Source organism: Methylocystis sp. ATCC 49242 (assembly GCF_000188155.2).
Lineage (GTDB): Bacteria > Pseudomonadota > Alphaproteobacteria > Rhizobiales > Beijerinckiaceae > Methylocystis.
The window spans coordinates 2,228,509-2,254,729 of the sequence record NZ_KE124774.1 but is presented as its reverse complement, the minus strand read 5'-3'; the positions used below and the strand labels follow the sequence as shown (position 1 = coordinate 2,254,729).

Sequence of the window (26,221 nt, the reverse complement as noted above, 5' to 3'; positions counted from 1 at the left end):
TGCGCAAATGCCGATCATGAATTGGGACGATACGCTGGACGTCGGGGTCGAGGCGATGAACAGGGAGCATCGCGATATTCTCGATGCGATGAACCGGATTTTCGACGCTCACGCGGCTGGCCAGACGGGCGAGATCATCAACAGGCTCGTCGCGCATCTCGGCGATGTCACCACGCGTCACTTCGCTGATGAAGAAGGCTTCATGGCGCGGACGGGATTTCCGGGGTTGAAGAGCCACAAGCTCATTCACGAACAATTGCTGCGGGATTTCTCGACCCACGCCGGAAGGATCAGGGCGGCAGGCGGCGTCGCGAACGACGATTTCTTCGGCTTCCTGAAGCGCTGGCTCGTCGCCCACATCAAGGGTATCGACGTGAAATACGGCGTCCACTGCGGGGCCGCCGCCTGAGCCGCCGCGCCCGCGCCCGGCGTCGCTCGGGCGGCGCCGCGCCTATTTCGAGAGATGGCGCAGGACGAATGCTTTCAGCTCGGCATAATGCCGGGCGGATTCCGGCGTATTGAACAGTTTCGCATAGTCTGCATGCGCGATGCCTTCATAGACATGCAGATCGGCGTCGACGCCCGCCTCGCGCAGCTTCGCATGAATCAGCACGGTGTCGCTCAGCAACAGGTCGCGCGTGCCGGTGACGAGATAGGTCGGCGGAAAGCCGCTCACATCGGCGCGGATCGGCGAGAGATAGGGATCGTCATAGCTCCTTTCGCCCGCATAGATCTTCGCGGCGCCGGCGATGAGGCCGTCCCATGTCAGGCCGGGGTCCACGCCGTCGTTGAGAAAGCGGCTGTCGCCCGTCTTGTTCATGTCGACCACCGGCGTTCCCGCGAAAATGGCGGCGGGAAGCGGCAGGCCAAGGTCCTTCAGCCGCAACGTCGCGACCAGCGCAAGATTGCCGCCAGCCGACGTGCCGCCCATCGCGATCCGCGCGGGACGGCGGGTCTTCACGATGTCGGCGTAAACCGCGACGATGTCGTCCATCGCGGCCGGGGCCGGGAAGTCGGGCGGGCGCCGGTAGTCGATCGAGATCACGGGAATGCCGAGCTTCGCCGCGATCTCGACGCCTTCGCCCACGGCGGCCATGCCGCCGTTGAACGCCCATGCGCCGCCGTGAATATGCAGGAAAAGCTGGTTCCTGTGCTCCGGCGCGATCTTCGGCGGGGTGAGGCGGTAGACCTTCACGCCCGCGATCGTGTCTTCCGCGACCGCGACACCGGTGATCTTCGCCATATCCTGCGAGAGCTTCGCCCCCTCGGCGTCAGCGGCCGCGATCTGCGCCTTCCATTCCTCGGTCGTGGCCGGCGCTTTCCTCGCGGCGGAGAGGTCGGGCGTCGGCATAGCGGCGAGCGTCTTGCGCAGCGCCTCGCTGGCATTTGCGGGCGGCGGCAGGCTGCGCGGACCGATGGACCAGACATTTTCCTGCGCGCGGGCGGCGCCGACGAGGAGACACAGGGAAACGACTGCGCAGCGCGCCGCCTTCGCGCGCGAAGCCTCTCTCGACACCATCACAGATGCGCCACGACCGCTAGCCGCCTGACCTCGCCATTCTTGTAGGCGCGCAGGAAGGCGTTGTAGTCGCGGAAGGAGACGCAGCCGTTCGAATCGCCGTTGGGGCCGAGCATGAAGGTGTGCGCCAGCAGCCCGGCGCGGCCGTGGATCGCTCCGGCGCCGCCGACGGGATTGAGGCGCAGGGCCTCGACGCCATGGAACAGCGCCTCGCGCGGCGTCAGCTCATAGACATGCGGCGGCGTCGCGCCGCGCATCCGCACATGGACGTAGCGCGGGTCGTCCAGCATGGCGCCGAGGCCCGAATGCGCCTCGAGCCGCTGGCCGTTGGGGAGGTAAACCGTGCGCGCCGAAATGTCGTAGACGGCGGTCAGGCGGTCGTAACGCGCGGCCGGATTGACCGGCGCGACGGCGCTGTGCAGGCCGCCGAACAGCCCGCCCGCATCCGGCGCGGCGTAGGCGAGCGCCTGAGGCGCGCGGCGGCTGACCGACTGGGGCGCCGCCGCCTGCGGCGCGCCGCCGAACAGACGCTCGAAAAAGCTCCGCCCGTCCGAGGGCGAGGCGGGAACGACGGTGGTGCGGGCGATCTGGCGCGGCGGCTGCGCGGGAAGCGCCAGACGGGTCGGGGCGACGGGCGTTGGCTCCTGCTGCGGCTCCGGGCGGCGCGCGACAACGCTCTGCTCCGGCGCGCGGCTCGCGACGCTGTATTCGGCTGGCCGGCGCGGCGGCAGGGGCGTGTCCGCCGCGGCTTCGGGCGCCGTCTCGACGACGGCGGCGGTCGTCACATTCTGCAATTGCGCGGGCCGCACGGGGGGTGTCGGCGCGACGAAAGCGGTCTGCGGCTTCACGCCCGCGCCGCGCGGCGCAAAGGCTGTCGGCTTATGCGGGCCGAGATCGGCCAGCAGCGAGCCGCGAAGGAGGGGAGCACTCGCCTGCGCGGGCTTGGCGTCCGGCGCGGCGTCGGCCGTCGCGCGCGGGAGAAGCAGGACGCCCGCCGAGAGGCTGAGGGCGAGGGCGCCGAGAGCGGGGATGACCCGGGGAAGTCTGCGACGGGCAGAAACGCGAGGATACAAGACTTCGTTACGCATACGCTACGGATAGCGCGCATGAATTGAGGAATAGTTTCCAAAGGCTTTTGCTCGACCCGATGATTTGCTGCAAATTGTCGCGGACGTTTCACTGGACTCCGATCACGCGGATGAAAGTTCGGCGCACGCCATGGTTTCGGCTCCATGAAGGGACGGCTGTTGACCGGCGTCCTTCGACGGCAATAACTTGCGCGCCAATTCTCGATCAGGAACACTTCATGCCCGCCGCCGACTCCCCCTATCTCTCCCCCACGCGCTCCTTCCAGGGCCTGATTCTCACCCTGCAGAATTTCTGGGCGGCGCAGGGCTGCGTCATCGTGCAGCCCTATGACATGGAGATGGGCGCGGCGACCTTTCATCCGGCCACCACGCTGCGGGCGCTGGGGCCCAAGCCGTGGCGCGCGGCCTATGCGCAGCCCTGCCGCCGGCCCAAGGACGGGCGCTATGGCGAGAACCCCAATCGCGTGCAGCACTATTATCAGTTTCAGGTGATCCTGAAGCCCTCGCCGCCGGACCTGCAGGAGCTCTATCTCGCCTCGCTCGCCGCCATCGGCCTCGATTCGCGCCTCCACGACATCCGCTTCGTAGAGGACGACTGGGAGAGCCCGACGCTCGGCGCCTGGGGGCTTGGCTGGGAGTGCTGGTGCGACGGCATGGAGGTCTCGCAGTTCACCTATTTCCAGCAGGTCGCGGGCTTCGAATGCGCGCCGGTCGCGGGCGAACTCACCTATGGGCTGGAGCGCCTCGCCTGTTATCTGCAGGGCGTCGACAGCATCATGGATCTGAATTTCAACGGCCGCGAAGGGGCGGAGAAGGTCACTTACGGCGACGTCTTCCTGCAGGCCGAGCAGGAATATTCGCGCCACAATTTCGAGGCCGCCGACACGTCGAAGCTCTTCGAGGATTTCAGGGACGCCGAGGCGGAATGCGCGCGGCTGCTCGAATTCGGCGCGGGCTCCGGCGACGAGAAGCACCTCATGGCGCTGCCGGCCTATGACCAGTGCATCAAGGCCAGCCACGCCTTCAACCTGCTCGACGCGCGCGGCGTGATCTCCGTCACCGAGCGGCAGAGCTATATTCTGCGCGTGCGCGAACTCGCCAAGGCCTGCGGCGCCGCCTGGCTGCGCACAGCGGGCGGCGGCGCGAACGGCTGACCCGCCCAAAAAAGCTAAAAAATTTATTTACCGCCGCGAACAATTGTCGCAGCCGCGCGTTTTGTGTGCAGTCAAGCTTGCGTAAGGCGGGCTCGCTCGCCAATTCGCAAGTAGACAGCTCGTCATGAGCGCTGGCGCACATCGCGTCCCGGCGTTCCGCGGCATAACGGCGGGCGAGACGGGTTAACCGTCTCGCGGCGCTGAGCAAAAAGCGACGCGGAGCGCGCTCGTTCGGGGCCTTTCAGGAACCCGGGCGACCGGACGGGCGCGCGTCTTGACTTTGTATCGCGTTTGTTCCATTCATGTTCTGTGTTTGCTCCCGATCGCTGGGGTCGTCATGCAACGGTTCGCCACTCCGATTTCGTCGTTGCGCATTGGCCGCAAGTCTCCGTCCGCGCGTGGCCAGGAGCTTGATTCTCTCGTCGAATCAGACGTCCTGCGCAATCGCTTCTTCTCGTGGCGCGGTCTCTCCGGCCAGCGTTACGTCTGCTCGGTGTTCCAGAGCGGAGAGGAAGGCTTCATCGCGGATGTGACGAGCGGGATCGTCATCGGCGTGGCGCGGGAGGGCGTCACGGCGCGGCCGGTCTGCGTGTTCCAGGCGAGAGAGGGGCGCGCGCGAGGGTCGCTGCGGGAGATGGCGCGGCAGCTGCGGATCTCCGAATGGCATGTGCATTTCACCACCGATCCCGAGGCGCTGCGCGATCTCGCGGGGTCTCTGTTGAGTTGAGTCGTTGCGTGCGTCCGGTGCCTTGCGTCGTTGCGTGAGCGTTGTAACGGCGTCTCATTGGCCGGGGCTCGTCCCCGGCCTTTTTTGCGCCGGTCAGAGCGGCGCCGGCGCCATCCTGCAGGACGCGCCGTCGAGCCGCTTCACGATTTCCGCCAGCTCCGCGTCATGGATGTCGAGCTGCAGCAGATGCTCATATGTGTTGCGGACATAGGCGGGGTTGTCGCCGTTGACTCCGACTCCCTCGGCGATCAGCCGGGTCATCTCCTCATAGGGCAGGCGGCCGGCGTATTGGCAATGGCTGCGGTCGACGACATAGGCCAGCGCGTTGGCGCAGCCGCCTTCCGCGAAACGCACGCCCACTGTCTTTTCAAGATAAACCGAGGTGACGAGCTCCCGCTCGCGAAGATAGGCGACGGTCTTTTCGCGATCACGGCCCGCGACGCGGAACGCCACGCCCTGGCACGAGCCGCCGCGGTCGAGGCCGAGCACGAGACCCGGCCGCTCGGGCGTGCCGCGGTGGACATGGGAGAAAATGCAGAGGGATCGGTGATAGCCGTGGACCCAGGCCAGCGCGCTCTCGATGAAGTCGAAGCCGGGCCGCCACATCAGCGAACCATAGCCAAAAACCCAGAGGTCGTCGTCGCCGGTCAGGTCCAGTGAGCCCATGCCTTGCCGTGTCGTCCGCGCAAACATGACAAAGAGGGAGGTGATTCGCCCTCTCGTCCCGCGCCTATTTTTTCGGGCCTTGTTGCGCGGCGCAACAAAAACCTGTGGAGAAGCGTCGCAACCGCCCATGGATCGACGATCGGGGGCGGCGTACCCACAACATATTGCGGCCGATTTCTTGCTTTCACCATTCTTTTGTGGCGCTCTGATCCCATGAAATTCGAGCGCCTTCGCCTTCTGGGTTTCAAGAGCTTCTGCGAACCGACCGATTTCCTGATCGAGCCGGGCCTGACCGGCGTTGTCGGGCCGAACGGCTGCGGCAAGTCGAATCTCGTCGAGGCGCTGCGCTGGGTGATGGGCGAGAACTCTTACAAGAACATGCGCGCGTCCGGCATGGATGACGTAATTTTCTCGGGCGGCGGCTCGCGTCCGGCGCGCAATTTCGCGGAAGTCGGCCTCGTCCTCGACAATTCGCAGCGCTTGGCGCCGGCGGCCTTCAACGACTCCGATTCGATCGAGGTCACGCGCCGCATCGAGCGCGAGCAAGGCTCGAACTATCGCATCAACGGCAAGGAAGTGCGCGCGCGCGACGTGCAACTGCTCTTCGCCGACGCGGCGACCGGCGCGCGCTCGCCCTCTCTCGTGCGGCAGGGTCAGATCGGCGAGATCATCTCGGCCAAGCCTCAGGCGCGCCGCCGTATTCTCGAGGACGCCGCCGGCGTCGCGGGCCTCCATTCCCGCCGGCACGAGGCGGAGCTGCGCCTCAACGCCGCCTCGGAAAATCTCACGCGTCTGGAAGACGTGCTGAAACAGGTCGAAAGTCAGTCCGACAGTCTGAAGCGCCAGGCGCGGCAGGCCTCGCGCTACCGCGACCTCGCAGCGAAAATCCGTCAGAACGAGGCGCTCGCCGCTCTCGTCTCCTATCAGATCGCGACCGACCAGCTGCGCGACGCGGCCCAGAAGCTCGAGGCCGATCTGCGCAATGTTCAGGCCCGCACGCTCGAGCAGGCTGAGGCCGCGAAATTCCAGGCGATCGCCGCCCATGAACTGCCGGCCTTGCGCGAGAGGGAGGCCGAGGCCGGCGCCGCCGTGCATCGTCTCGTCGCCGCGCGCCAGGCGCTGGAGGCGGACGAGCAGCGCGCCAGAGACCGCGTCACCGAACTCACCCGCCATATCGAGCAGTTCGCGCGCGATCTCGAGCGCGAGCGTGCGCTGATCGAGGACGCGGCGCAGGTCGCGCAGCGGCTCGAGGATGAGCGCGAGGAGCTCATCGGCGCCGATTCGCAGGATGGGGGCCGCGAGCAGGAAGCTCGCGAGCGCCTCGCCGAAATCGAGTCGGCGCTCGCCGAAACGGAGGCCGCGCTCGGCGACGCCCAGGAACAGCTCGCCGGCGTCAACGCCAGACGCGCGGCGATCGAAACTGCGCTGCGTGACGAGAATCAGCGCGTCGCCCGCTTCGAGGCCGAACTGACCCGGCTCGATACGGAATTCGCGCTCATCGCGGGGCAGGGCGGCGGCGCCGAAGAAGCGGCCCGCCTCGCCGAAGCTTTCGAGATGGCGGTCGAGGAGGCGCGGGCCGCGGACGAGACCGCGCAGATGGCGGAGGAGGCCCAGCGCGACGCGCGCGAGGCCGAGTCCGCCGCGCGCCAGCCCATGGAGCAGGCGACGTTGCGGGCGCAGCGGCTCGAAACGGAGGTCCGCACGCTCGAAAATCTCCTGCAGTCGGGTTCGGGCGGCCTTTGGGCTCCCGTCGTCGAGAGCGTGACGGTCGAGAAAGGTTACGAGACCGCGCTCGGCGCCGCGCTCGGCGACGATCTTGACGCCTCGGCGGAGACTTCCGCGCCGGCCCATTGGGCGCTCACCTCGGACGCCGGCGATCCGGCCCTGCCCAGCGGCGTGCGCCCGCTCGGGGAGATGGTTCAGGCCCCGGCCGCGCTGCGCCGCCGTCTCGCCCAGATCGGGGTCGTGCTGCGGGGCGAGGGCGAAAGTCTGCGCAAACTGCTGAAGCCCGGCCAGCGGCTCGTCTCCAGGGAAGGCGATCTGTGGCGCTGGGACGGATTCACTCAGGCCGCCGAGGCGCCGACCGCCGCGGCCCGCCGCCTCGTCGAAAAGAATCGCCTCGAAGATTTGCGCGCCGAAGCGGAGCTTGCCCGCGCGCAGGCGGATGCGCTCTCCGAGGAGCTCGAGGCCGCCCGCGAGGCCACGCGCCTCGCCGCGATGGCCGACGCCCAGGCGCGTGACGCGCAGCGCCGCGCCCGCGTCCGGCTCGAGGAGGCGCGCGAGCGCCACAGCGCCGCCGAGCGCCGTCAGGCGCAGATCGGCCAGCGCCTCTCCGCTCTGGAGGAGGCCAAGGCGCAGACTCTCGCCAATCGTGACGAGGCCGTGCAGAAGCGCGACAGTCTCGCCGCCTCGCTGGACGCGCTCGAAGAGCCGGCTTCTCTCGCCGGCGCGCTGGAGAGCCTGCGCAGCCGGGCCATGGTCGAACGCGCGCAGGCCGGGGAAGCCCGCGCGGCTCTCGCGGCCCTGCGCCACGAGGTCAACGCCCGCGCCTCGCGCGTCGCCGCCATCACCCGCGAGATCGCCTCGTGGGCCGAGCGCCGCGACCGCGCGCAGGACCGGATCGGCGAACTGGAGGAGCGCCTCGAATCGGCGCGCGAGGAGCAGGAGCGCCTCGCCGAGTCGCCCGACGCCTTCGTGCAACAGCGCCGCGCGCTGATGAATGCGCTGGAGGAGGCCGAGGCCGCTCGCCGCTCCGCCTCGGACGCCCGCGCCGCCGCCGAGACGCGGCTTGCCGAATCCGATCGCGCCGCCCGCGCCGCGCTCGACGCGATGAGCGCCGCCCGCGAGGAAAAGGCGCGAAGCGAGGCGCAGCTGGAAGCCGCCAGACAGCGCGCCGCCGATGTCGAGCGCGCCATCGCCCACGACCTCGAATCGACGCCGGCCGCGCTGGCTGAACTCGCAGGGATCAGGGAGGGGGACGAACTCCCCGAGATCGCTGAAATCGAGAAGCGTCTCGAAGAATTGCGCGGCGATCGCGAGCGGCTCGGCGCCGTGAATCTGCGCGCCGAGGACGAACTCACCGAGATCGAGGCGCAGCGCGAGAAGATGATGTCCGAGCGCGACGACCTCAACGAGGCGATCAAGAAACTGCGCTCCGCGATCGCGAGCCTCAACAAGGAAGGCCGCGAACGGCTCCTCGCCGCCTTCGACAAGGTCAATGCGCATTTCAAGGAGCTGTTCACGCTGCTCTTCGACGGCGGCTCAGCGGAATTGCAGCTCGTGGAAAGCGACGATCCGCTGGAGGCCGGCCTCGACATTCTCGCCCGCCCGCCGGGCAAGAAGCCGCAGACGATGACGCTGCTTTCGGGCGGAGAGCAGGCGCTGACGGCCATGTCGCTGATCTTCGCGGTGTTCCTCACCAACCCGTCGCCGATCTGCGTGCTGGACGAGGTGGACGCGCCGCTCGACGATTCGAACGTCGAACGCTTCTGCGACCTTCTCGAAGAGATGCGCAAGAAGACCGACACGCGCTTCGTGACCATCACCCATAATCCGATCACCATGGCGCGAATGGATCGGCTGTTCGGCGTGACGCAGGCCGAGCGCGGGATTTCGCAACTCGTCTCGGTCGATCTGGAGCAGGCGGAGAAATTCGCGCTGGCGAGCTGATCCCGCGCCTTGTCCCGGCGCCATTCGACTCCGCCGTTTTTTCTTCAACGCGGCGTCGCGCGATCGTAGCAATCCGGCCGCATGCTGGCGCTCATGGACTGGCGCGAACCTGTCATCGACTATTGCGAGCGCCAGAGCGGCGCTTTCTGGGCGGAGCAGCTCAATGCGCTGTCGAATGCCGCATTCCTTTTGGCGGCGACGGCGGCCTTGACCCTCTGGCGCCGGCAGGAGCAGGCCGATTACCCCGCGCTCGCGCTGATACTGGCCACGGCCGTCGTGGGCGTCGGAAGCTTCATTTTCCATACGGTTGCGACGCGCGGGGCCATGCTGCTCGACGTCATCCCGATCTCGCTATTCATCTATGGTTATTTTCTGCTGACCCTGCGCCGGATGTTCGGCCTCGAAACGACTGTGGCGGTCGGGATCACGCTCCTCTTCGCCCTGGGCTCCTATTGGGTCGACGCGTCAATAAAGGGATTGAACGGCTCTGCCGGTTATCTGCCGGCGCTAGCGGCGCTGGCGGTTTTCGCGGCTCTGCTCTGGAGGGCGGGCGGGAGCGATCGGGCTGAAATCATGCGTCGCCACCGGGCGGCGGCGAGTCTCACGGGGGCGGCTTTCGTGTTCCTTGTTTCTCTCGTCTTCCGGACGATCGATCGCGACATTTGCGCCGCCTTTCCGCCCGGCGTCCATTTCGTCTGGCATGTTCTGAACGCCGTCGTCCTCTGGCTTCTGCTTCGCACGGCCATTCTCGCCGGACCGCGCGCCGCCGCGTGACGCGCCGGCTCATGCGACGCCGAGCCAGAAGGCGAGCGTGCCGATGGCGGCGTGCGAGGCCACGAGCGGCCAGATGTTCCGCGTGACAAGATAGGCCGCCGCCCAGGCCAATCCGGCGAAGAACGTGTTCAGCAGCAACAGCGAATCGCCGTAGGCGAAGTGCATCAGCGAAAAAACCGCCGCTGAAAAAAGAACATAGTTTCGCCCGCTCATTTGCGCGCGATCCGCGATCAGTTTTGGAATGGCGCGGCAGACGACTTCCTGACAGGGACTCGACACGAGCACATAAAAAGGGGCGAAGGCCGCCCAGTCGGGCTGCGGCTTGTGGTCGGCGACGAGATTCGCTTCCAGCAGGATCGCGAGGGCAAGGACGAGGGTAAGCGCGGTTCCCCCGACCCAGTGACGGGCGATCCATGGCGTGCTCAGCCCGAGCTCCGAGGAGGAGAAGCCCGCGAGCACGTAAGCGCCAATGCAAAGGGCTGAAACGATCAGCAAAGCTTCAAAACGAAGGTCGAACGACAGGGCGCCGGAACGGACCGCGATGGCCGGCGCAAGCAGAAGGAGCGAAAAACCCAACAGCGGCGACATCGCCCGCACATCGCGAAAAAGCGTCATAACGCTGTAACATATTCGTGATCCGGGCCACGCCAAGCGGTTCCTTCATCCGGGAGCGCCGGGACGCTCAGGCCGCGGAGAATTTCGCATCGGGGCGAACGCCGGCCCGCGGGGTGAGGCCCTTACTCCCAGCGACGTCGTCGCGGCGCTTGCTCGCAACCGCACAAAAGTCACCGAGCATAAAAATGTCGCATGCCAAAATCTGTTTTTATTTCAGTGACATACGCTTTCAGGCCGCGCCTTGACTAAAACTTGCCCCGCCCATATGTTGCGCGCGGCTCGAAAGGGTTTGGCCGCAAGGCCGGGTTTTTTCGTCGCCGTCCCCGGAACGACTGGACTTTCACCTCCCGCACCCTCGCGGCCCTCGTTGATTTTTCGCGCGAATTTGCGCGGCGGAGAACGCCGATGAGCGACGAGGAAAAGGAGAATGCGGAGCAGGCGGCGCTCAATGCTCGGCTCGAGCGGCTCGCTGCGGAGTTGCGCAAGCGCGAACAGGAGCAGAGCGCGCAGGAGGCCCCGGTCGAGCGGCGCGGACTCTCACGGGCGCTGAGCGTCGGGCTCAACGCCTTTTCCGAGTTTGTCGCGGCGGTCGTCGTCGGCGGCTTCCTCGGCTGGAAGGCCGATGAATGGCTCGGGACGGGTCCATGGCTGCTGCTCCTGCTGCTTGGCGTCGGCGTGGCGGCGGGGTTTTGGAACATTTATCGCTTGGCGAAGCCGAAAGGCGGGGCCGGCGAGGACAGTTGAAACATGACGCCCTGAAGCGTCGATACAAGGGCCGGGCGGAGACGTCCGGGGCATGACGATGAGCGCGGAAGAAGTTGCCTCGAAGCCCAATCCGATTGAGCAGTTCGAACTGCATCGCTACTTCCCGCACCAGATCGCGGGCGTCGAGACCTCCTTCACCAATGCGTCGCTCTATATGTTGCTCGCCGCGCTGGGCGTCGTGTTGCTGATGGTCATTGCGACCTCGCGCAAGTCGATCGTCCCGGGCCGCTTCCAGGCGCTCGCCGAGATGCTCTACGAGTTCGTCGCCAATACGGTGCGCTCGACCGCCGGCAAGGAAGGGATGAAGTTCTTCCCCTTCGTCTTCTCGCTCTTCTCTTTCATCCTCATCTCCAATCTGATCGGCCTCATCCCGTACACCTATTCGGTGACGAGCCAGATCGTCGTGACCGGCGCCTTCGCCCTGCTGGTCATAACGCTGGTGACCGCCTACGGCTTCTACCGTAACGGCCTCGGCTTCATTAACCTCTTCGTGCCGCATGGCGTGCCGCTGCCGGTGCTGGTGATCCTCGTTCCTATCGAGATCATCTCCTTCCTGTCGCGCCCGGTTTCGCTCTCAATTCGTCTTTTCGCCAACATCCTTGCGGGCCACGTGACGCTCGCGGTGTTCGGCGGATTCGTCGTGCTGCTCCTGGCCGCTGGCGGCGTCTATTCGGCGCTCGCGCCGGTGCCGCTGCTCGCGATTGTCGCGCTCTATGCGCTGGAGTTGCTCGTCGCCTGTCTGCAGGCTTTCGTGTTCAGCGTTCTCACTTGCGTCTATCTGAACGACGCGATTCATCCGGGCCACTGATAAACATCCAACAATAAAAGTCGCCCCTCAAAGAAAGCAGGAGAGTAACATGGCTTCTGAAATGCAACTGGTTGGCGCGGGTCTCGCCGCCATCGGCACCGGCGCTGCGGCGATCGGCGTCGGCCTCATCTTCGGCAACTTCGTCAACGGCGCCCTGCGCAATCCGTCGGCGGCCGCCGGCCAGTTCACCAACGCGATCATCGGCGCGGCGCTCGCCGAAGGCCTGGGCATCTTCGCCTTCGTCATCGCGCTGCTGCTGTATCTGAAGGCCTGAGGCTTTCTTGCAATCTTCGCGAGGCGCGCGTCACGGCGCGCCTTGCGTCCGTACGCCCCTCGCAGAGGCGCCTCGCGTTATAGCCGCGCGCCGCGTCGAAGACTTTGGATCATGTCCATGGCGATCATCTCTTCCGCCCACGCCGCCGAGGCCGAGCAGGAAACCCAGGGGACTCACGAGTCCGTGGGCGCGCCGGGTGGCGAAGCCCATCACGAAGGCCTCTTTCCGCCCTTCCAGACCGAGAATTTCGCGCCGCAGCTGGTATGGCTCGTCCTGATTTTCGGCGTTCTCTACATTCTCATGTCGCGCCTCGCGCTGCCGCGCGTCGGCGGCATCATCGAGAACCGCGCGAACAAGATCGCCGCCGATCTCGACGCGTCGCGCGATATGCAGGCGAAGGCCCAGGCCGCCGCCGCCGCCAATGACGAAAATCTTCGTCTGCGTCGCGAAGAGGCGCAAGCGATCGGCCGCGAGGCCCAGCAGAAGATCGCGAATGAGGCCGCCGCCCAGCGGACGCTCGCGGAGACGCAGGCGGCCGAGAAGATCCGGGCCGCCGAGGAGCGCATCGCGAGCGCCAAGGCGCAGGCTCTCGGCAATGTCGAACAGATCGCCGTCGACGCCGCCGCCTCGATCATCGAGAAGCTCGCCGGCGCCAAGGTCGACGTCAACAAGCTCGTCGCCGAATACCGCTCCGCCGTGAAGTCGAACTGAGGAGACGTCGTCCATGCACTTCGATGCAGAATTTTACGTCGCCGTCGGCTTCACGATCTTCGTGCTCGTGCTGCTGTGGGTCGGCGCCCACTCCAAATTTGCAGCGCTGATCGACGCGCGCATCAATCGCATCAAGAGCGAACTCGCCGAGGCCGAGCGTCTGCGCTCCGAGGCCGAGACGCTGCTCGCCTCCTTCGAGAAGAAGCGCGCCGACGCCGAGGCTGAAGCCAAGGCCATCGTCGCGCAGGCGAAGGAGGAGGCGGAGTTGATCGCCGCCGAGGGCCGTCGCCGGCTCGACGAGTTCATGGCGCGCAGCGTCAAGCAGGTGGAGCAGAAGATCTCGCAGGCGGAGGCGCAGGCGGCCGCAGAAGTGCGCGCCGCCGCCGCGGACGCCGCGGTCAGGATCGCCGAGGGCGTGCTGAGAAAGGGCGTCGCCGGCAAGGATTTCGTGGCCGCCGGCATCAACGAGGTCAAATCGCTCGCTCACTGAAGCGCGCGACATCGACCGGTCTGAAGAACGAAGGGTCAGGCGCCGCGGCGCCGGCCCTTTTTCTTTTTGCGCGCAGGCTTTTCGATATTTTCTGCGGCGCCCTGTGTGAAGCCGACGAGAATCTCGTAATCGTCCTGGGCGCGCGCGCTCACCACCGGCACGTTGACCGGATCCGCAAGCAGACGGAAATCGGCTCGCGAGGCGCCGCCCGGAATTGTCGCTGTCACCCGGTAGTTTTTCGAGAAGGCGACCGACTCGTCCTTAACGTTCCGCACGATCACCTGCAAATTCGCGCCGTATGAACCCGGCGCGCCCTGCGGACCGAGGACTGCGCCGCCTTCGACGCCGATCTTGATCGTCAGGCGGTCGCCCTCGACAACGCATTCGCGCGCCGTCGAAATTATCGAGAGCTGATAGCGCACATTCGCGCTGTCGGCGTCCGCCGGAGATCGCAGCATCGCCGCGTCATTCTCGATGAATACGCCCGGACAATCCGGCGTCACGCCGGGCGCGGGCGGCGCGTCCTTCGAGCCGCCGCCCAATATCTGGGGAACGCCGATCTTCGGCAATTCGAACGCGGCGGCGGCGCCCGACAATGTCGTCGCTACCACAAGGGCGGCAAATCTTGCGCAAGCAGTCGTCATGTCTTTGGAAACCGCTCCATTACGGCAGTTTGGCGAAACCTTCCTTGAAGCCCTGAAGGGTCAGCGGCAGGCCGATTCCCTCCTCGGGAACCTGATGAATGATGAAGGTCGCCGTCTTGCCGCCCTTCATCTGGTCGATGAGCTTGTCGTCCATCACCACTTCGGCGACGCAACCCGTGGGCAGACATTTCACGAAGCCGGCGCGGCCAATGTCCGTTTCGTCGATTTTCAGACCAAGGCCGTTGGGAAGCAACACGCCGAGCGGCGCGATCACGCGCAGCAGGCGACTCTTGCCATCGCTGGTCTTCAGCACGATGACGACGAGATTGACATTGGTCTTGTCCTCGGCGACGACGCTCTGAATCAGCGCGCATTGCTCGGCGGAAGCGCCCGCCGGTGTCTCGCAGCGGATCTCCCAGTCGCCGAACTTGGATTTGACGATGCCTTGCGCGAGGCTTTCGCCGCCGGAGGCCGCGAGGGTTGCGGCGAAAAGGACCGCGACGGTTTGTCGCAAGGGGGCGCATTTCTTCACTACGCGCAAAAGCTTCATGATCGCTCCAGCAGCAGGTTGCTTCATTCGTCGATCCTGCGACGAGAAACCGGCCAGTTCGCGGCGTCGCGCGGGCCACCGTTGCCTAGCAAATGGCTTTGAACTGTCAAGCTGGGCGGCTGAGGCCGTCCAGGGCTCCCGAACCCTTTTCGCCGCGACGATTTGTCTATGAGAGTCGCGCACTGCAGCAATTGCGCGGGCCGTGCGTTTGTGCTTGAACCGGCTTAAGTCGGGCGACGCGATCTGCGGCGAGCGCGCGCGCGCGAAATTTGCATCAGAATTGAAACAGACTGACTAAAAGGTGCGAAAGGCGACCTGCATGTCCACGGGCAATCGACATATCCTTACGAGCGGAGCGCTTGCGGCCGCAGTTGCGCTCCCTGTCGTTCTTTTCGCCGGCTTCGCCTACGCGCAGGTCGAAGGACAGCCGACTCCGGGCGGCATGGGACTGCCGGCGACCGTCACAGAGGTCGGTCACGAGACGCAGTTCTTTTATAACGGCATCCTGTTGCCAATCATCACTTTCATCGCCCTGGCGGTGCTCGGGCTTCTGCTCTACGTCTCATGGCGTTTCAACGAGCAGGCCAACCCTGTGCCGTCGAAGCTTACGCATCACACGGGACTGGAGATCATCTGGACGCTCGTCCCGATTCTCATTCTCGTCTTTATCTCCATCCCGTCCTTCCGCCTGCTCGCGCATCAGGTCGAAATTCCGGAATCGAAAATCACGATCAAGGTCACCGGCAACCAGTGGTACTGGTCCTACAAATATCCGGAAGATCAGGGCGGCGGGTTCGGCTTCGACCAGCTGATGAAGCCGGAATCGGAATTGCAGCCCGGCGAGCCGCGCCTCCTCGCGGTGGACAATGAGGCGGTCGTGCCGATCAATGAAGTGGTGAAGCTGCAAGTCACCGCCTCGGACGTGATTCATTCCTACGTGATTCCCGCCTTCAGCATCCGTATCGACGCGGTTCCGGGCCGTCTCAACGAGACCTGGTTCAAGGCCGAGAAGGAGGGCGTCTACTACGGTCAGTGCTCCAAGATCTGCGGCAAGGACCATGCCTTCATGCCGTCGGCGATCCGTGTGGTCAGCCGAGAGAAATATGATGAGTGGCTCGCGGAGTCGAAGAAGAAGTTCGCCGCCGCGCAAACGCCGGTGCGGCTCGCCTCTGGCGAGCAGGCCCGCTGAAACCTACGCTAGAGACATCATAAGACTTCGAGGAAAATGACGATGGCGAGTTCGACGACGGCCGGGGCGCACGATCATCCCAGGGGCTTGCGCCGCTTTCTCTTCTCAACGAACCACAAGGACATCGGCACGCTTTACCTGATCCTCGCCGTCATCGGCGGCATGGTCGGCCTGCTGATGTCGGTTGCGATCCGCGCCGAGCTGATGAACCCGGGGATCACGATCTTCCCGGGACTGGCGCAGCTCATCAACAAGGCCGATCCGTCCATGGCCCTGGACGCCGGCAAGAATCTCTACAACGTGTTCATCACCGCGCATGGCGTGCTCATGATCTTCTTCATGGTCATGCCGGCGCTGATGGGCGGCTTCGCCAACTGGTTCGTGCCGATCATGATCGGCGCTCCCGACATGGCTTTCCCGCGCCTCAACAACATCTCCTTCTGGTTCCTCGCGGTGTCGCTGATCCTGCTGGTGATGTCTATGTTCGTCGACGGCGCGCCGGGCATGATGGGCTTTGGCGGCGGCTGGGTGTTCTATCCGCCTCTGTCGTCCAACATCGGCCATCCGGGTCCGGCGATGGATTTCGTCATCCTGTCGCTGCATCTCGCCGGCGCCTCGTCGATCCTCGGCTCGATCAACTTCATCACCACGATCTTCAACATGCGCGCTCCGGGCATGACGCTGCACAAGATGCCGCTCTTCGCCTGGGCCATGCTGGTGACGGCCTTCCTGCTGGTGTTGACGCTTCCGGTTCTCGCCGGCGCGATCACCATGCTGCTGACGGACCGCAACTTCGGCACCATGTTCTATGATCCGGCCGGCGGCGGCGACCCGCTGCTGTTCCAGCATCTGTTCTGGTTCTTCGGCCATCCCGAAGTCTATGTTCTGATCCTGCCCGCCTTCGGCCTCATCAGCCACATCGTGTCGACCTTCTCCAAGAAGCCGGTCTTCGGCTACCTCGGCATGGCCTACGCCATGGTCTGCATCGGCTTCCTCGGCTGCATCGTGTGGGCGCACCACATGTATACGGTCGGTCTGTCGCTGAACGCGCAGCGTTACTTCGTCTTCGCGACCATGGTGATCGCGGTGCCGACGGGCATCAAGATCTTCTCCTGGATCGCGACGATGTGGGGCGGGTCGATCTCCTTCCGCGCGCCGATGATCTGGGCGATCGGCTTCATCTTCGTGTTCACCATGGGCGGCGTCACTGGCGTCGTGCTGGCCAATGCGAGCGCCGACCGTCAGCTGCACGAGACCTATTACGTGGTCGCGCACTTCCACTACACCATGTCGCTCGGCGCGGTGTTCGGAGTCTTTGCGGGCTTCTACTACTGGTTCCCGAAGATGACCGGCTATCTCTACAACGAGACGCTGTCGAAGATTCACTTCGCTGTGCTGTTCATCGGCATCAATCTGACGTTCTTCCCGCAGCACTTCCTCGGTCTTGCGGGCATGCCGCGCCGTTACATCGACTATCCGGACGCTTTCGCGACCTGGAACTATCTGTCGTCGATCGGCGCGTTTATCGGCGCGATCAGCATGGTGTTCTTCTTCTACACGGTCATCGAGGCCTTCCTGAAGAAGCGCGTCGCCGGCGCGAATCCCTGGGGCGCCGGCGCGACGACGCTGGAGTGGACGCTGCCTTCGCCGCCGCCGTTCCACCAGTTCGAGACGCTCCCGCGCATCACGGGCTCGGGACATCAGTAAGAAAAATCCATCGGCGCGGGCTGCGGTCCGCGCCGATGGAAAGAAAACGGGCCGCCGAAGCGCGGTCCATGCGACCAGACTGGATCCTGTTGTAAAGCAAGAGCGACCTGACAAGCGATGAGCGACGCTTCCTATCTCGACGAGGGCCGGGCTCCGCAGATACCGATCGCGGCGCCCTCGGATTTCTTTGCGCTGCTGAAGCCGCGCGTGATGTCGCTCGTCATATTCACGGCGCTCGCCGGCCTGCTCCTCGCGCCGGTTCCGCCGCATCCGCTGATCGCTTTCGCCTCGCTTCTCGCCATAGCCGTCGGCGCCGGCGCGTCGGGCGCGCTCAACATGTGGTACGACGCGGACATAGACGCGGTGATGACACGCACCGCGCGGCGTCCGATCCCCGCCGGCCGCCTCGATCCCGAGACCGCTCTCGCCTTCGGCCTCGTGCTCTCCGCTCTCTCCGTCTTCACGCTGGGTTATGTCGCCAACTGGCTGGCGGCGGGGCTGCTCGCCTTCACCATTTTCTTCTATGTCGCCGTCTACACGATGTGGCTGAAGCGCTCGACGCCGCTCAACATCGTCATCGGCGGCGCCGCGGGCGCGCTCCCGCCAATGGTTGGCTACGCAGCCGCGACGGGCGAGATCAGCCTGTCGAGCGTCGTTCTTTTCGCCATCATCTTCATCTGGACGCCGCCGCATTTCTGGTCGCTCGCCCTGCTGAAATGCGAGGATTACGGCCGCGCGGGCGTGCCAATGCTGCCGAACGTCGCCGGTCCCGACCGCACGCGCCTGGAGATTCTCGTTTACGCGCTGGTTCTCGCGCCGATTGGCGTAGCTCCCTGGCTTCTCGGCTTCGCCTCGCTCGCCTATGGCGTCGTCGCGATCGCTTGCGGGGTGGCCCTCGTCGCGCTGGCGGCCGTCGTGTTCCGGGAACGCGAAGGCGAACGCGCGCGCCGCGCCGCGCGCCGGCTGTTCTTTTTCTCGATCCTCTATCTTTTCCTTCTGTTCCTGGTTCTCGTTGTCGAGCGGGGGCTTCACCTCCTCGCGATCGCCTGATCGCGGGACACGCCAAGGGAGCGAGGAGAAATGAACGACACGACGAAAAACGAAGCGGCCGACGGCGTCGTGCTGACGCCCGAGCAACAGCGCAGCCGCCGCGCCCGCAACATCGCCATCGGCGTCACCGTGGCCCTGCTCGCAGCGCTTTTCTATGCGGTCACGCTCGTAAAACTTGGCGGCGCCGTGGCCAACCGGCAGATCTGAGTTCGCAATGAGAGAGTCCGCGCCCACCCCGACCCGCAGACCGCGCAATATCGCCGCGGCGCTCGTCGTCGGGTCCGTGGCCATGCTGGCGCTCTCCTTTGCTTCGGTTCCGCTTTACCGAGCCTTTTGCGCGGCGACGGGTTTCGGCGGCACGCCGCAGACCGCGAAGATCGCGCCGACGAAATCGGGCGAGCGCGTGCTCGCCGTGCGCTTCGACGCCAATGTCGCGCGCGAACTGCCGTGGCGTTTCGAGCCCGAGGTCGCGAAGGTTTCACTGCGCACCGGCGAGACCAAAACCGTCTATTACAAGGTGACCAATCTCTCCGACCACGAGACCACCGGTCAGGCGGCCTACAACGTCAGCCCGGATCAGGCCGGCGTCTTCTTCGTGAAGATCGCCTGCTTCTGTTTCGAGGAGCAGCGCCTCGGCCCGCAGGAAACGGCCGAATGGCCGGTGGTCTTCTATCTCGATCCCGCGCTCGAATCCGACGAGACGATGCGCCGGGTCGAAGAGATAACCCTCTCCTATTCGTTCTTCCCGACCAAGACGATCGCCAAGCCGAAGGCGAGCGAGGCGGGGTCGGAGAAGCCGAAGTCCTGAACCGAATCCGCGTCCGCGCGGACGAAGCATTTTGAACACGCCGGGGCGACCGGCGAATGACGAGGAAGAGCAAAGATGGCCGAGGGACACGCGAAACCTGATCACGACTATCATCTGGTCGATCCCAGCCCGTGGCCGATTGTCGGCGCCTTCTCCGCGCTCATCATGGCCATCGGCGCCATCATGTGGATGGCCCAGCACAAGGGCGCGCCGATCTACGGCATGAACTTCGGCGGCACGGTGTTCTTCATCGGCCTCGCGGCCGTTCTGATCGTCATGTACGCTTGGTGGAGCGACATCGTTCGCGAGGCGCAGGTCGAAGGTCATCACACGCCCGTGGTGCAGCTTCATCACCGCTACGGCATGATCCTCTTCATCCTGTCCGAGGTCATGTTCTTCGTGGCTTGGTTCTGGGCCTTCTTCAACTCCAGCATCTTCCCCGACGACGTCTGGCAGGTGACGCGCACGGAGCTGTTCCAGGGCGTGTGGCCGCCGAAGGGCGTCGAGGTGCTCAGCCCCTGGAAGCTGCCGCTGCTCAACACGGTCATCCTGCTCACCTCGGGCGCCACGCTCACCTGGGCGCATCATGGTCTGCTGCACAATGATCGCGACGTTCTCAAGAAGGGCCTGATGGCGACGATTGGCCTGGGCCTGCTGTTCACCCTGATTCAGGGCTATGAATACGCGCACGCGCCCTTCGCCTTCTCCTTCGATCCGGCGCATCCCGCGGCGACGAACTATGGCTCGACCTTCTTCATGGCGACGGGCTTCCATGGCTTCCACGTCATCGTCGGCACGATCTTCCTGATCGTCTGCCTAATTCGCGCGCTGAGGGGCCATTTCACGGCGACCCAGCATCTCGGCTTCGAATTCGCCGCCTGGTACTGGCACTTCGTCGACGTAGTCTGGCTGTTCCTGTTCTGCTGCATATATGTGTGGGGCAACTGGGGCGGCACGATGGAGTAAGACGCGCGGCGCGCGGCCATCGCGCGCCGGCCTTTCTCGGAATATCGACGGTCACGGCGCCGCCGTGGCCGTTTTCTTTGGAGCGCACAATCCATGTCCGAAGAGCATGTCTATCCTCCGGCGTCGGTCTATATCGACGGCCTGCTCGGCAGATGCCCCCGCTGCAGCAAGGGCAAGATGCTCGAGGGGCTCCTCTCCGTAGCGCCCAAATGCGACAATTGCGGTCTGGACTTCTCCTTCGCTGATACGGGCGACGGTCCGGCGATATTCGTGATGACCATTGCAGGCTTCATCATCGTCGGCCTGGCCTGGTATATCGAAGTCGTCTACCAGCCGGCCTACTGGATCCATGCGGCGATCTTCCTCCCGCTGTCCGCCATTGTCTGCATCGGCCTGCTGAGGCCGGCCAAGGGGCTGCTGATCGCCCTGCAATATTTCAACAAGGCCGAAGAAGGCCAGCGCGAGTCATGATGCGCGGCGCGCGAGCGCTGCTGTGGCCCGCTGTCGCCGCCGCGCTCGCCTTTGCCCTCCTCGTCGGTCTCGGGACGTGGCAACTGCGCCGCCTCGGCGAGAAAGAGGCGCTCATCCAGCGCGTCGAAGCGCGGGCGACGGGTGCGGCTGCCGATCTCCCCCCGCGCGCGGCGTGGGCCACGCTCAAGCCGCAGGATTACGATTTCAGCCATGTGCGCGTGAGCGGCCGCTACCGCGGCGGCCGCGATGCGCTGATCTTCACGAAGCCGCCCGAGGGTTTTGGTCGCGAGCCGGGTTATCTCGTGCTGACGCCCTTCGCCCCCGTTTCGGGCGGGGTCGTTCTGGTCGAGCGCGGCTTCATCCCCGCGTCAAAAGCCGCCGATCTCGCGAGCCGCGCGCCCCCCGAAGGAGAGACGACAATCGTCGGTCTCCTGCATGCGCCCCAGACGCGGAACCTCTTCACGCCCGCCGACGAACCCGCGCGTTTCATCTGGTATACGCGCGACCCGGCGGCGATGTCGGCTGCGCTCAACCTGGGGGAAGCGGCGCCTTTTACCATTGCTCTGGAGACGCAGGAGGAGCCGGGAGAATTTCCACGGCCGGTCCCCGCCGCGCCGGAGATCGTCAATAATCACTTTTCCTACGCCGTCACCTGGTTTTCGCTGGCTTTCGCGCTCGTCGTGATCTTTGCGCTTTATGCGCGCGGTCGCCTCGGGCGCGGCGCTCTTTGAGCCAGCCCTTGCGGCGCGGGCGAATATGTTATGAAAAGACGCGTTGAATCGTGTCGCTGGCGGCGCGTTCCTCTCACACGGACATGACGTTGCGCTATCTCTCGACGCGCGGGGAAGCCGCGCAGCTTCCTTTCGCCGACGTTCTGCTCGCCGGCCTCGCGGCCGATGGCGGACTCTACACGCCGCTCGCCTATCCGCATGTCGCGCCGAGCGACATCGCGGCGCTCGCGGGCGTCCCTTACGCCGAGGCTGCGGCGCGTCTCATCGGTCCTTATGTGAACGAGACTTTTCCGCCCGAGTTGCTGCGCGCGGAGACCGAGGCGGCCTATGCGACCTTCCGGCACCGCGCAATCGCGCCGCTGTCGCAGATCGCCGACAATCTCTTCGTGCTCGAACTGTTCCATGGTCCGACGCTCGCGTTCAAGGATCTGGCGATGCAGCTTCTGGGCCGCATGATGAATCATGTGCTCGAGAAGCGGAACCTGCGGGCGACCATCGTCGGCGCCACCTCCGGCGATACGGGCGCGGCGGCGATCGAGGCCTTTCGGGGCCTGCCGCGCGTGGATGTCTTCATCCTCTATCCGCATGGCCGCGTGTCGGACGTGCAACGCAGGCAGATGACGACCGTCGCCGACGACAATATCCACACGATCGCGCTGGAAGGCACATTCGACGACGCGCAGAACATCCTCAAGCGCCTTTTTTGTAACGCGCCCTTCCGCGAGCGCGTGGGGCTCGCGGGCGTCAATTCGATCAACTGGGCGCGCGTCGTCGCGCAGATGGTCTATTATTTCACGAGCGGCGTCGCGCTGGGCGCGCCGCACCGGCATGTTTCCTTCGCCGTGCCGACCGGCAATTTCGGGGACGTGCTCGCCGGCTACATCGCCAAACATATGGGCCTGCCGGTCGAGCGGCTGATCGTCGCGACCAACGCCAACGACATTCTGGCGCGCGCGATAACGACAGGCCGCTACGAGCCGCGCGGCGTCACGCCGACGCAGTCGCCGTCGATGGACATTCAGGTTTCGTCGAATTTCGAGCGCCTTCTGTTCGACGCCTGCGGCCGCGATCCAGCGGCGATTCGCGCGGCTTTCGCCTCGCTGGAACAGTCCGGGGGCTTCGACATCTCCGCCGGCCCGCTTGCCGCGATCCGCGCGGAGTTCGACGCGCAGTCGGTCGATGAGGCGGAGACCACCGAGGAGATCGCGCGCACCTGGCGCGAGGCCGGTTATGTGCTCGACCCCCACACGGCGACGGGCGTGCGCGCCGCGCGGGCGCGCCTCAGGGTCGACCCCTCGACGCCTGTGGTGGCGCTCTCCACCGCGCATCCGGCGAAATTCCCCGACGCGATCGAGCGCGCGATCGGCCAGCGGCCGCGCCTTCCGGACGCGGTCGCCGCGCGTCTCGACGGCCGGGAGCGTTTCACCGTCCTCGAAAACGACGAAGCGCGCGTCGCCGATTTCATCGCGGAACGCGCCCGCGCGGCGCAGGTCTGAGGCGAAGATCCGAGATGGCACTGTTCGGAATCATGGGACGCCGCGACATGCCCATTCGGGGCGAGGGCGTCTTTCTGCGGCCCGCGGAGATGCGCGATTTCGCCGAATGGTCGTCGCTGCGTGAGCGAAGCCGCGCCTTTCTCACGCCGTGGGAGCCCATCTGGCCGGCGGACGATCTCACCCGCGCGAGCTTCCGCTATCGCGTGCGTCGGCACGCCGAGGAAATGGCGCGCGACGAAGCCTATTCCTTCTTCATCTACCGTGAGGATGACGAAGTGTTGGTCGGCGGTCTGTCGTTCGGATATGTGCGGCGCGGCGTCTCGCAATCGGCGACGCTCGGCTACTGGATGGGCGAGCCTTACGCCGGCAAGGGTTACATGACCCGCGCCGTGCGCGCCGCCTGCGCTTACGCTTTCCAGAAGCAGGGGCTGCATCGCATAGAGGCCGCCTGCCTGCCGAGTAATGAACCTTCCAGGAGGCTGCTGGAGCGCGTCGGCTTCCGCCATGAAGGTTATGCGCGCTCCTATCTCAACATCAACGGCCAGTGGCGCGACCATCTGCTCTTCGCGCTGCTGGAGACGGACCCGACGCCGCCGGGCAAACCTGCGCCCTGCGACTCTCGTGTGGGTGAAACACGTTGACCATGCCAAAAGGTAAAGGCTGAGCTTCCGCTGGTTTTCAAGTAAATGAAAATCACGGGCGCCGCTCCGCGTCGCCGCGCGCGACGGAGGGCGCAGGATTGACCGTGACCATTGGCGATGTCGAAACGAGTCTCATCGGCGGGGCGCGCGTCGCGCGACTGAATCTCGAACAGACCGCGCGGCTCATGCTCGATCTGGCGCGGCGTCCGGCGCGGGCGGAGGGGCCTTACTATCTCACCTCCGTCAATGGCGAAGTGCTGGCGCGCCGCGCCTTCGATCCCGAATTCACCAAGCTGATCGATTCCGCCGATCTCATCAACGCCGATGGACAGCCGCTCGTTGCGGCTTCACGCCTGCTCTCGAAGCAGCCGCTGCCGGAGCGCGTGGCGACAACCGATCTTTATCCGATCGTCGCGCGCATGGCGCAGGATGCGGGAGCGAGCTTCTATCTGCTCGGCGCGAGCGAGGAGGTGAATCGCGCGACCTGTGAGGCGACGAAGCGCATCGCGCCGCGCGTGAACATCGTCGGGCGCTCGCATGGATTCCTGAAAGGCGCGGAGCTGGAAGCGAAGCTCGACGAAATCAACGCGCTGGCGCCGGACATTTTGTGGCTCGCCATGGGCGTGCCGCTGGAACAGCAATTCGTGCGCGACCATGCGCATCGCCTGCCGAATGTGAAGATGATCAAGACGTCGGGCGGGCTTTTCGATTTCGTCTCCGGCGTCAAGAAACGCGCGCCGCAATGGATGCAGGACGCCGGGCTCGAATGGGCGTTTCGTCTGGGACTGGAGCCGCGGCGGCTCCTGAAGCGTTACCTGACGACGAACCCCGTGGCGGCCTATCTGCTGCTGACCCGGACGCGGTGACGCCCGCCGCCAGGCGCATGGATCACGACAGCGCCGTTGAAAAAGTAAAGCTCAAGTATTCGATCTCCATCACGTCAGCAAAATATGACGCTTGACGTCCTGCGAGAGCAGGAACATCATAATTATGCGGCTTTAAAGAAAGCTCGCAAAATGATTTGCGAGCCAATTCAATATTTCTTTTCTGTTCAAGGAGATTGAGATGACTCGTCGTCCCGCGCCGCCCTCCCGTCCGACCCCCGCCCCGCCAGCTTCTCCGCGCCTCGGCATGGTGATGCGCTTCACGCCCGGAGCGGCCGCGGCAGGCGTCCGGCAGCTCGAGTCCGAGGGATTTCAGGTCGCCTCGTCCCGGGACTTCCGCGCCGCGGCCGCCGTGCCGAACGACTTCGGCGGCGCCGACGTTCAATATTTCGAGCGCTTCGGCATCGCGATCGTCCGCCGAGACGGCGAGCGGCTCAAGCCGATGCTGGAAAAGGCGAGGGAGCAGAAGGTCGTCAGCAATATCCGGCCGGAGCACAGCTATCGCGCCCTGGGCGCAGCCTCGGACAGATCGGGCCGGCCGAGCCACGCCTCGCTGAGCGACGCCGGCGGTTTCGACCGCGATTATCTGAGGGGATATCGCGACGGCGTCAACGAATTGATCGACCGTCTGCTCGGCGAGACCGCCATCGAAGGCAAAAGGGCCGCCGAGCGTTTCGACGAGAGCAGCGTCACCTGGGGTCTTCAGGCTGTCAAGGCGCCGCTTTCCAGCCTCACCGGCGCCGGGATCAAGATTGCGGTGCTGGATACCGGTTTCGACGAAACCCACCCGGATTTTCTGGGGCGAGCGGTCACAAAGAAGCTTTTCGCCAGCCAGAGTTCGCCCAACGACGTTCATGGGCATGGCACGCATTGCATCGGAACCGCTTGCGGACCGCTCAGGCCCGAAAGGGCGCCGCGCTACGGCGTCGCCTATGAAGCCGAGATCTATGCGGGCAAGGTGCTGGGCGACGACGGCTTCGGCACCGACCGGTCCATCATCGCCGGAATGGATTGGGCGGTGGAGCAAGGGTGCCAGATCATTTCGATGTCGCTCGGCGCGGCGACGCGGGTCGGCGACCAGCCGAACGCCGATTATGAGCAGATCGGGCAGGTCTGTCTGGACTCTGGCGTGCTGGTGGTCGCCGCCGCGGGCAATGAAAGCGAGCGCCCCCGGCGCATCGCGCCTGTTGGCTCGCCCGCGAACGCCTCTACAATAATGGCGGTGGCCGCCGTGGACCAGAATTTCAACCCGGCGTCCTTCTCCTGCGGCGGCGTCAATCCGGGGCAGGACGTGGACATCGCGGCTCCGGGCGTCGGGATTCTTTCCTCTCTGCCCGGCGGCGGCTATGATCGCTGGGACGGCACCAGCATGGCGACGCCGCATGTGGCCGGCGTCGCGGCGCTGATCGCCCAGTCCGATGCGACATTTCGCGGCTGGGCGCTATGGGCGCGCGTGCTGCAACTCACGCGGCGGCTCAACGTCCCGGCTCGTGACGTGGGCAAGGGCCTGTTGCAAGCGCCGCAGCCATGAGGCGGCGCCGGGAGACGACAAGAAATGGAACGTGGCGCGTCGGGAAACGTCGATGTGACAATCCGCATCGACAAGGCGCAGGCCCAGAGGATCGAGGAGATCGTCCAAGCCCTGCAAAAACTTGGACTCGATCACATCGAGCGGCATCTGCGTTTCATGATCGTGAACGGACGCGTGCGCGCCGATCTGCTCGACGCGCTGCGGCGCGTGGAAGGCGTCGCCTCCGTGCGTGAAGATCAGATCTACAAGGCCCAATAAGTCGAAACGCTGTTTCGCGATTCCCGAGCGGCCGG

29 protein-coding genes are annotated in these 26,221 nt (G+C 65.3%); 23 read left to right on the top strand and 6 right to left on the bottom strand.

Features of this window, described 5'->3' with window-relative positions; genetic code table 11:
- Positions 1-7 precede the first annotated feature (7 nt).
- Entirely contained in the window at positions 8-409 is a 402-nt protein-coding gene (locus tag MET49242_RS13095) for a bacteriohemerythrin (protein WP_036283420.1), read from the top strand.
- Positions 410-451: 42 nt separating this feature from the next.
- On the opposite strand, the gene MET49242_RS13090 is transcribed toward MET49242_RS13095, so the two are convergent.
- Together MET49242_RS13090 and MET49242_RS13085 are read right to left on the bottom strand one after the other, a co-directional pair.
- The gene (locus MET49242_RS13090; protein ID WP_051134187.1) at positions 452-1,519 is read right to left on the bottom strand and encodes an alpha/beta hydrolase; all 1,068 of its coding nucleotides are present in this window, start codon (positions 1,517-1,519) and stop codon (positions 452-454) included.
- Positions 1,519-2,592, bottom strand: a complete 1,074-nt coding sequence (locus MET49242_RS13085) for a DUF2778 domain-containing protein (RefSeq protein ID WP_244430813.1) — start codon at positions 2,590-2,592, stop codon at positions 1,519-1,521. The genes MET49242_RS13090 and MET49242_RS13085 overlap by 1 nt, the downstream gene beginning before the upstream one ends.
- Positions 2,593-2,825: 233 nt before the next feature.
- Between MET49242_RS13085 and MET49242_RS13080 the strand changes: the two genes are divergently transcribed.
- Positions 2,826-3,761 carry a glycine--tRNA ligase subunit alpha gene (locus MET49242_RS13080; RefSeq protein WP_036283414.1) on the top strand — a complete coding sequence of 312 codons (936 nt, stop codon included), beginning with the start codon at positions 2,826-2,828 and terminating at the stop codon, positions 3,759-3,761.
- A gap of 337 nt (positions 3,762-4,098) precedes the next feature.
- Complete coding sequence (locus tag MET49242_RS13075; RefSeq protein ID WP_036288020.1) at positions 4,099-4,488, top strand: hypothetical protein; 390 nt, start codon at positions 4,099-4,101, stop codon at positions 4,486-4,488.
- Between the two features lie 93 nt (positions 4,489-4,581).
- Here MET49242_RS13075 and MET49242_RS13070 read toward each other — a convergent pair whose 3' ends face one another.
- Complete coding sequence (locus MET49242_RS13070; protein WP_036283409.1) at positions 4,582-5,154, bottom strand: gamma-glutamylcyclotransferase; 573 nt, start codon at positions 5,152-5,154, stop codon at positions 4,582-4,584.
- Between the two features lie 213 nt (positions 5,155-5,367).
- Between MET49242_RS13070 and MET49242_RS13065 the strand changes: the two genes are divergently transcribed.
- A complete protein-coding gene (locus MET49242_RS13065; RefSeq protein ID WP_036283407.1) occupies positions 5,368-8,823 on the top strand; it encodes a chromosome segregation SMC family protein in 3,456 nt (1,151 codons plus the stop codon).
- Between the two features lie 81 nt (positions 8,824-8,904).
- A complete protein-coding gene (locus MET49242_RS13060) occupies positions 8,905-9,597 on the top strand; it encodes a ceramidase domain-containing protein (protein WP_371212527.1) in 693 nt (230 codons plus the stop codon).
- A gap of 9 nt (positions 9,598-9,606) precedes the next feature.
- Here MET49242_RS13060 and MET49242_RS13055 read toward each other — a convergent pair whose 3' ends face one another.
- Positions 9,607-10,212: a CPBP family intramembrane glutamic endopeptidase gene (locus MET49242_RS13055; protein WP_036283404.1), complete on the bottom strand. Its 606-nt coding sequence runs from the start codon at positions 10,210-10,212 to the stop codon at positions 9,607-9,609.
- Between the two features lie 405 nt (positions 10,213-10,617).
- Here MET49242_RS13055 and MET49242_RS13050 point away from each other — a divergent pair, with 405 nt between their 5' ends.
- The 5 genes from MET49242_RS13050 to MET49242_RS13030 all read left to right on the top strand — a co-directional run bounded on the left by MET49242_RS13050 (position 10,618) and on the right by MET49242_RS13030 (position 13,260).
- Entirely contained in the window at positions 10,618-10,956 is a 339-nt protein-coding gene (locus MET49242_RS13050) for an AtpZ/AtpI family protein (protein ID WP_036288014.1), read from the top strand.
- Between the two features lie 58 nt (positions 10,957-11,014).
- Positions 11,015-11,785 (top strand): F0F1 ATP synthase subunit A, encoded by a 771-nt coding sequence (locus tag MET49242_RS13045; RefSeq protein WP_036288011.1) that lies wholly within the window; start codon positions 11,015-11,017, stop codon positions 11,783-11,785.
- Positions 11,786-11,834: 49 nt separating this feature from the next.
- Positions 11,835-12,059: a F0F1 ATP synthase subunit C gene (locus MET49242_RS13040; protein WP_036283401.1), complete on the top strand. Its 225-nt coding sequence runs from the start codon at positions 11,835-11,837 to the stop codon at positions 12,057-12,059.
- 111 nt (positions 12,060-12,170) lie between these two features.
- Complete coding sequence (locus MET49242_RS13035) at positions 12,171-12,770, top strand: ATPase (RefSeq protein WP_144259619.1); 600 nt, start codon at positions 12,171-12,173, stop codon at positions 12,768-12,770.
- Positions 12,771-12,783: 13 nt separating this feature from the next.
- A complete protein-coding gene (locus MET49242_RS13030) occupies positions 12,784-13,260 on the top strand; it encodes an ATP F0F1 synthase subunit B (RefSeq protein WP_036283398.1) in 477 nt (158 codons plus the stop codon).
- A gap of 35 nt (positions 13,261-13,295) precedes the next feature.
- Here the strand turns inward: MET49242_RS13030 and MET49242_RS13025 are convergent, their stop codons facing one another.
- Positions 13,296-13,904 carry a hypothetical protein gene (locus MET49242_RS13025; protein WP_036283395.1) on the bottom strand — a complete coding sequence of 203 codons (609 nt, stop codon included), beginning with the start codon at positions 13,902-13,904 and terminating at the stop codon, positions 13,296-13,298.
- A 19-nt stretch (positions 13,905-13,923) separates the two neighbouring features.
- Positions 13,924-14,454, bottom strand: a complete 531-nt coding sequence (locus MET49242_RS13020; protein ID WP_036283392.1) for an invasion associated locus B family protein — start codon at positions 14,452-14,454, stop codon at positions 13,924-13,926.
- 319 nt (positions 14,455-14,773) lie between these two features.
- Here MET49242_RS13020 and coxB point away from each other — a divergent pair, with 319 nt between their 5' ends.
- From coxB to MET49242_RS12960, 13 genes are all read left to right on the top strand, one after another.
- Entirely contained in the window at positions 14,774-15,643 is an 870-nt protein-coding gene (gene coxB / locus MET49242_RS13015; RefSeq protein WP_036283390.1) for a cytochrome c oxidase subunit II, read from the top strand.
- 42 nt (positions 15,644-15,685) lie between these two features.
- The gene (ctaD, locus tag MET49242_RS13010; RefSeq protein ID WP_036288007.1) at positions 15,686-17,350 is read left to right on the top strand and encodes a cytochrome c oxidase subunit I; all 1,665 of its coding nucleotides are present in this window, start codon (positions 15,686-15,688) and stop codon (positions 17,348-17,350) included.
- A gap of 117 nt (positions 17,351-17,467) precedes the next feature.
- The gene (locus MET49242_RS13005; protein WP_036283387.1) at positions 17,468-18,400 is read left to right on the top strand and encodes a heme o synthase; all 933 of its coding nucleotides are present in this window, start codon (positions 17,468-17,470) and stop codon (positions 18,398-18,400) included.
- A gap of 30 nt (positions 18,401-18,430) precedes the next feature.
- Entirely contained in the window at positions 18,431-18,607 is a 177-nt protein-coding gene (locus tag MET49242_RS25780; protein ID WP_192815601.1) for a hypothetical protein, read from the top strand.
- Positions 18,608-18,614: 7 nt separating this feature from the next.
- Complete coding sequence (locus MET49242_RS13000) at positions 18,615-19,208, top strand: cytochrome c oxidase assembly protein (RefSeq protein WP_036283384.1); 594 nt, start codon at positions 18,615-18,617, stop codon at positions 19,206-19,208.
- A gap of 75 nt (positions 19,209-19,283) precedes the next feature.
- On the top strand, positions 19,284-20,174 hold the full coding sequence (locus MET49242_RS12995) for a cytochrome c oxidase subunit 3 (RefSeq protein ID WP_036283381.1): 891 nt from the start codon (positions 19,284-19,286) through the stop codon (positions 20,172-20,174).
- A 93-nt stretch (positions 20,175-20,267) separates the two neighbouring features.
- On the top strand, positions 20,268-20,645 hold the full coding sequence (locus tag MET49242_RS12990) for a DUF983 domain-containing protein (protein ID WP_036283378.1): 378 nt from the start codon (positions 20,268-20,270) through the stop codon (positions 20,643-20,645).
- Complete coding sequence (locus MET49242_RS12985) at positions 20,645-21,376, top strand: SURF1 family protein (protein ID WP_244430812.1); 732 nt, start codon at positions 20,645-20,647, stop codon at positions 21,374-21,376. The genes MET49242_RS12990 and MET49242_RS12985 overlap by 1 nt, the downstream gene beginning before the upstream one ends.
- A gap of 89 nt (positions 21,377-21,465) precedes the next feature.
- Entirely contained in the window at positions 21,466-22,872 is a 1,407-nt protein-coding gene (gene thrC, locus MET49242_RS12980; protein ID WP_036288005.1) for a threonine synthase, read from the top strand.
- 14 nt (positions 22,873-22,886) lie between these two features.
- Positions 22,887-23,513, top strand: coding sequence for a GNAT family N-acetyltransferase (locus tag MET49242_RS12975; RefSeq protein ID WP_036283373.1), 627 nt, complete (start codon positions 22,887-22,889; stop codon positions 23,511-23,513).
- 104 nt (positions 23,514-23,617) lie between these two features.
- Positions 23,618-24,379 carry a WecB/TagA/CpsF family glycosyltransferase gene (locus tag MET49242_RS12970; protein WP_036283371.1) on the top strand — a complete coding sequence of 254 codons (762 nt, stop codon included), beginning with the start codon at positions 23,618-23,620 and terminating at the stop codon, positions 24,377-24,379.
- 199 nt (positions 24,380-24,578) lie between these two features.
- Positions 24,579-25,928, top strand: coding sequence for a S8 family serine peptidase (locus MET49242_RS12965; protein ID WP_051134186.1), 1,350 nt, complete (start codon positions 24,579-24,581; stop codon positions 25,926-25,928).
- 24 nt (positions 25,929-25,952) lie between these two features.
- On the top strand, positions 25,953-26,186 hold the full coding sequence (locus MET49242_RS12960) for a hypothetical protein (protein WP_036283368.1): 234 nt from the start codon (positions 25,953-25,955) through the stop codon (positions 26,184-26,186).
- Positions 26,187-26,221: the final 35 nt, after the last annotated feature.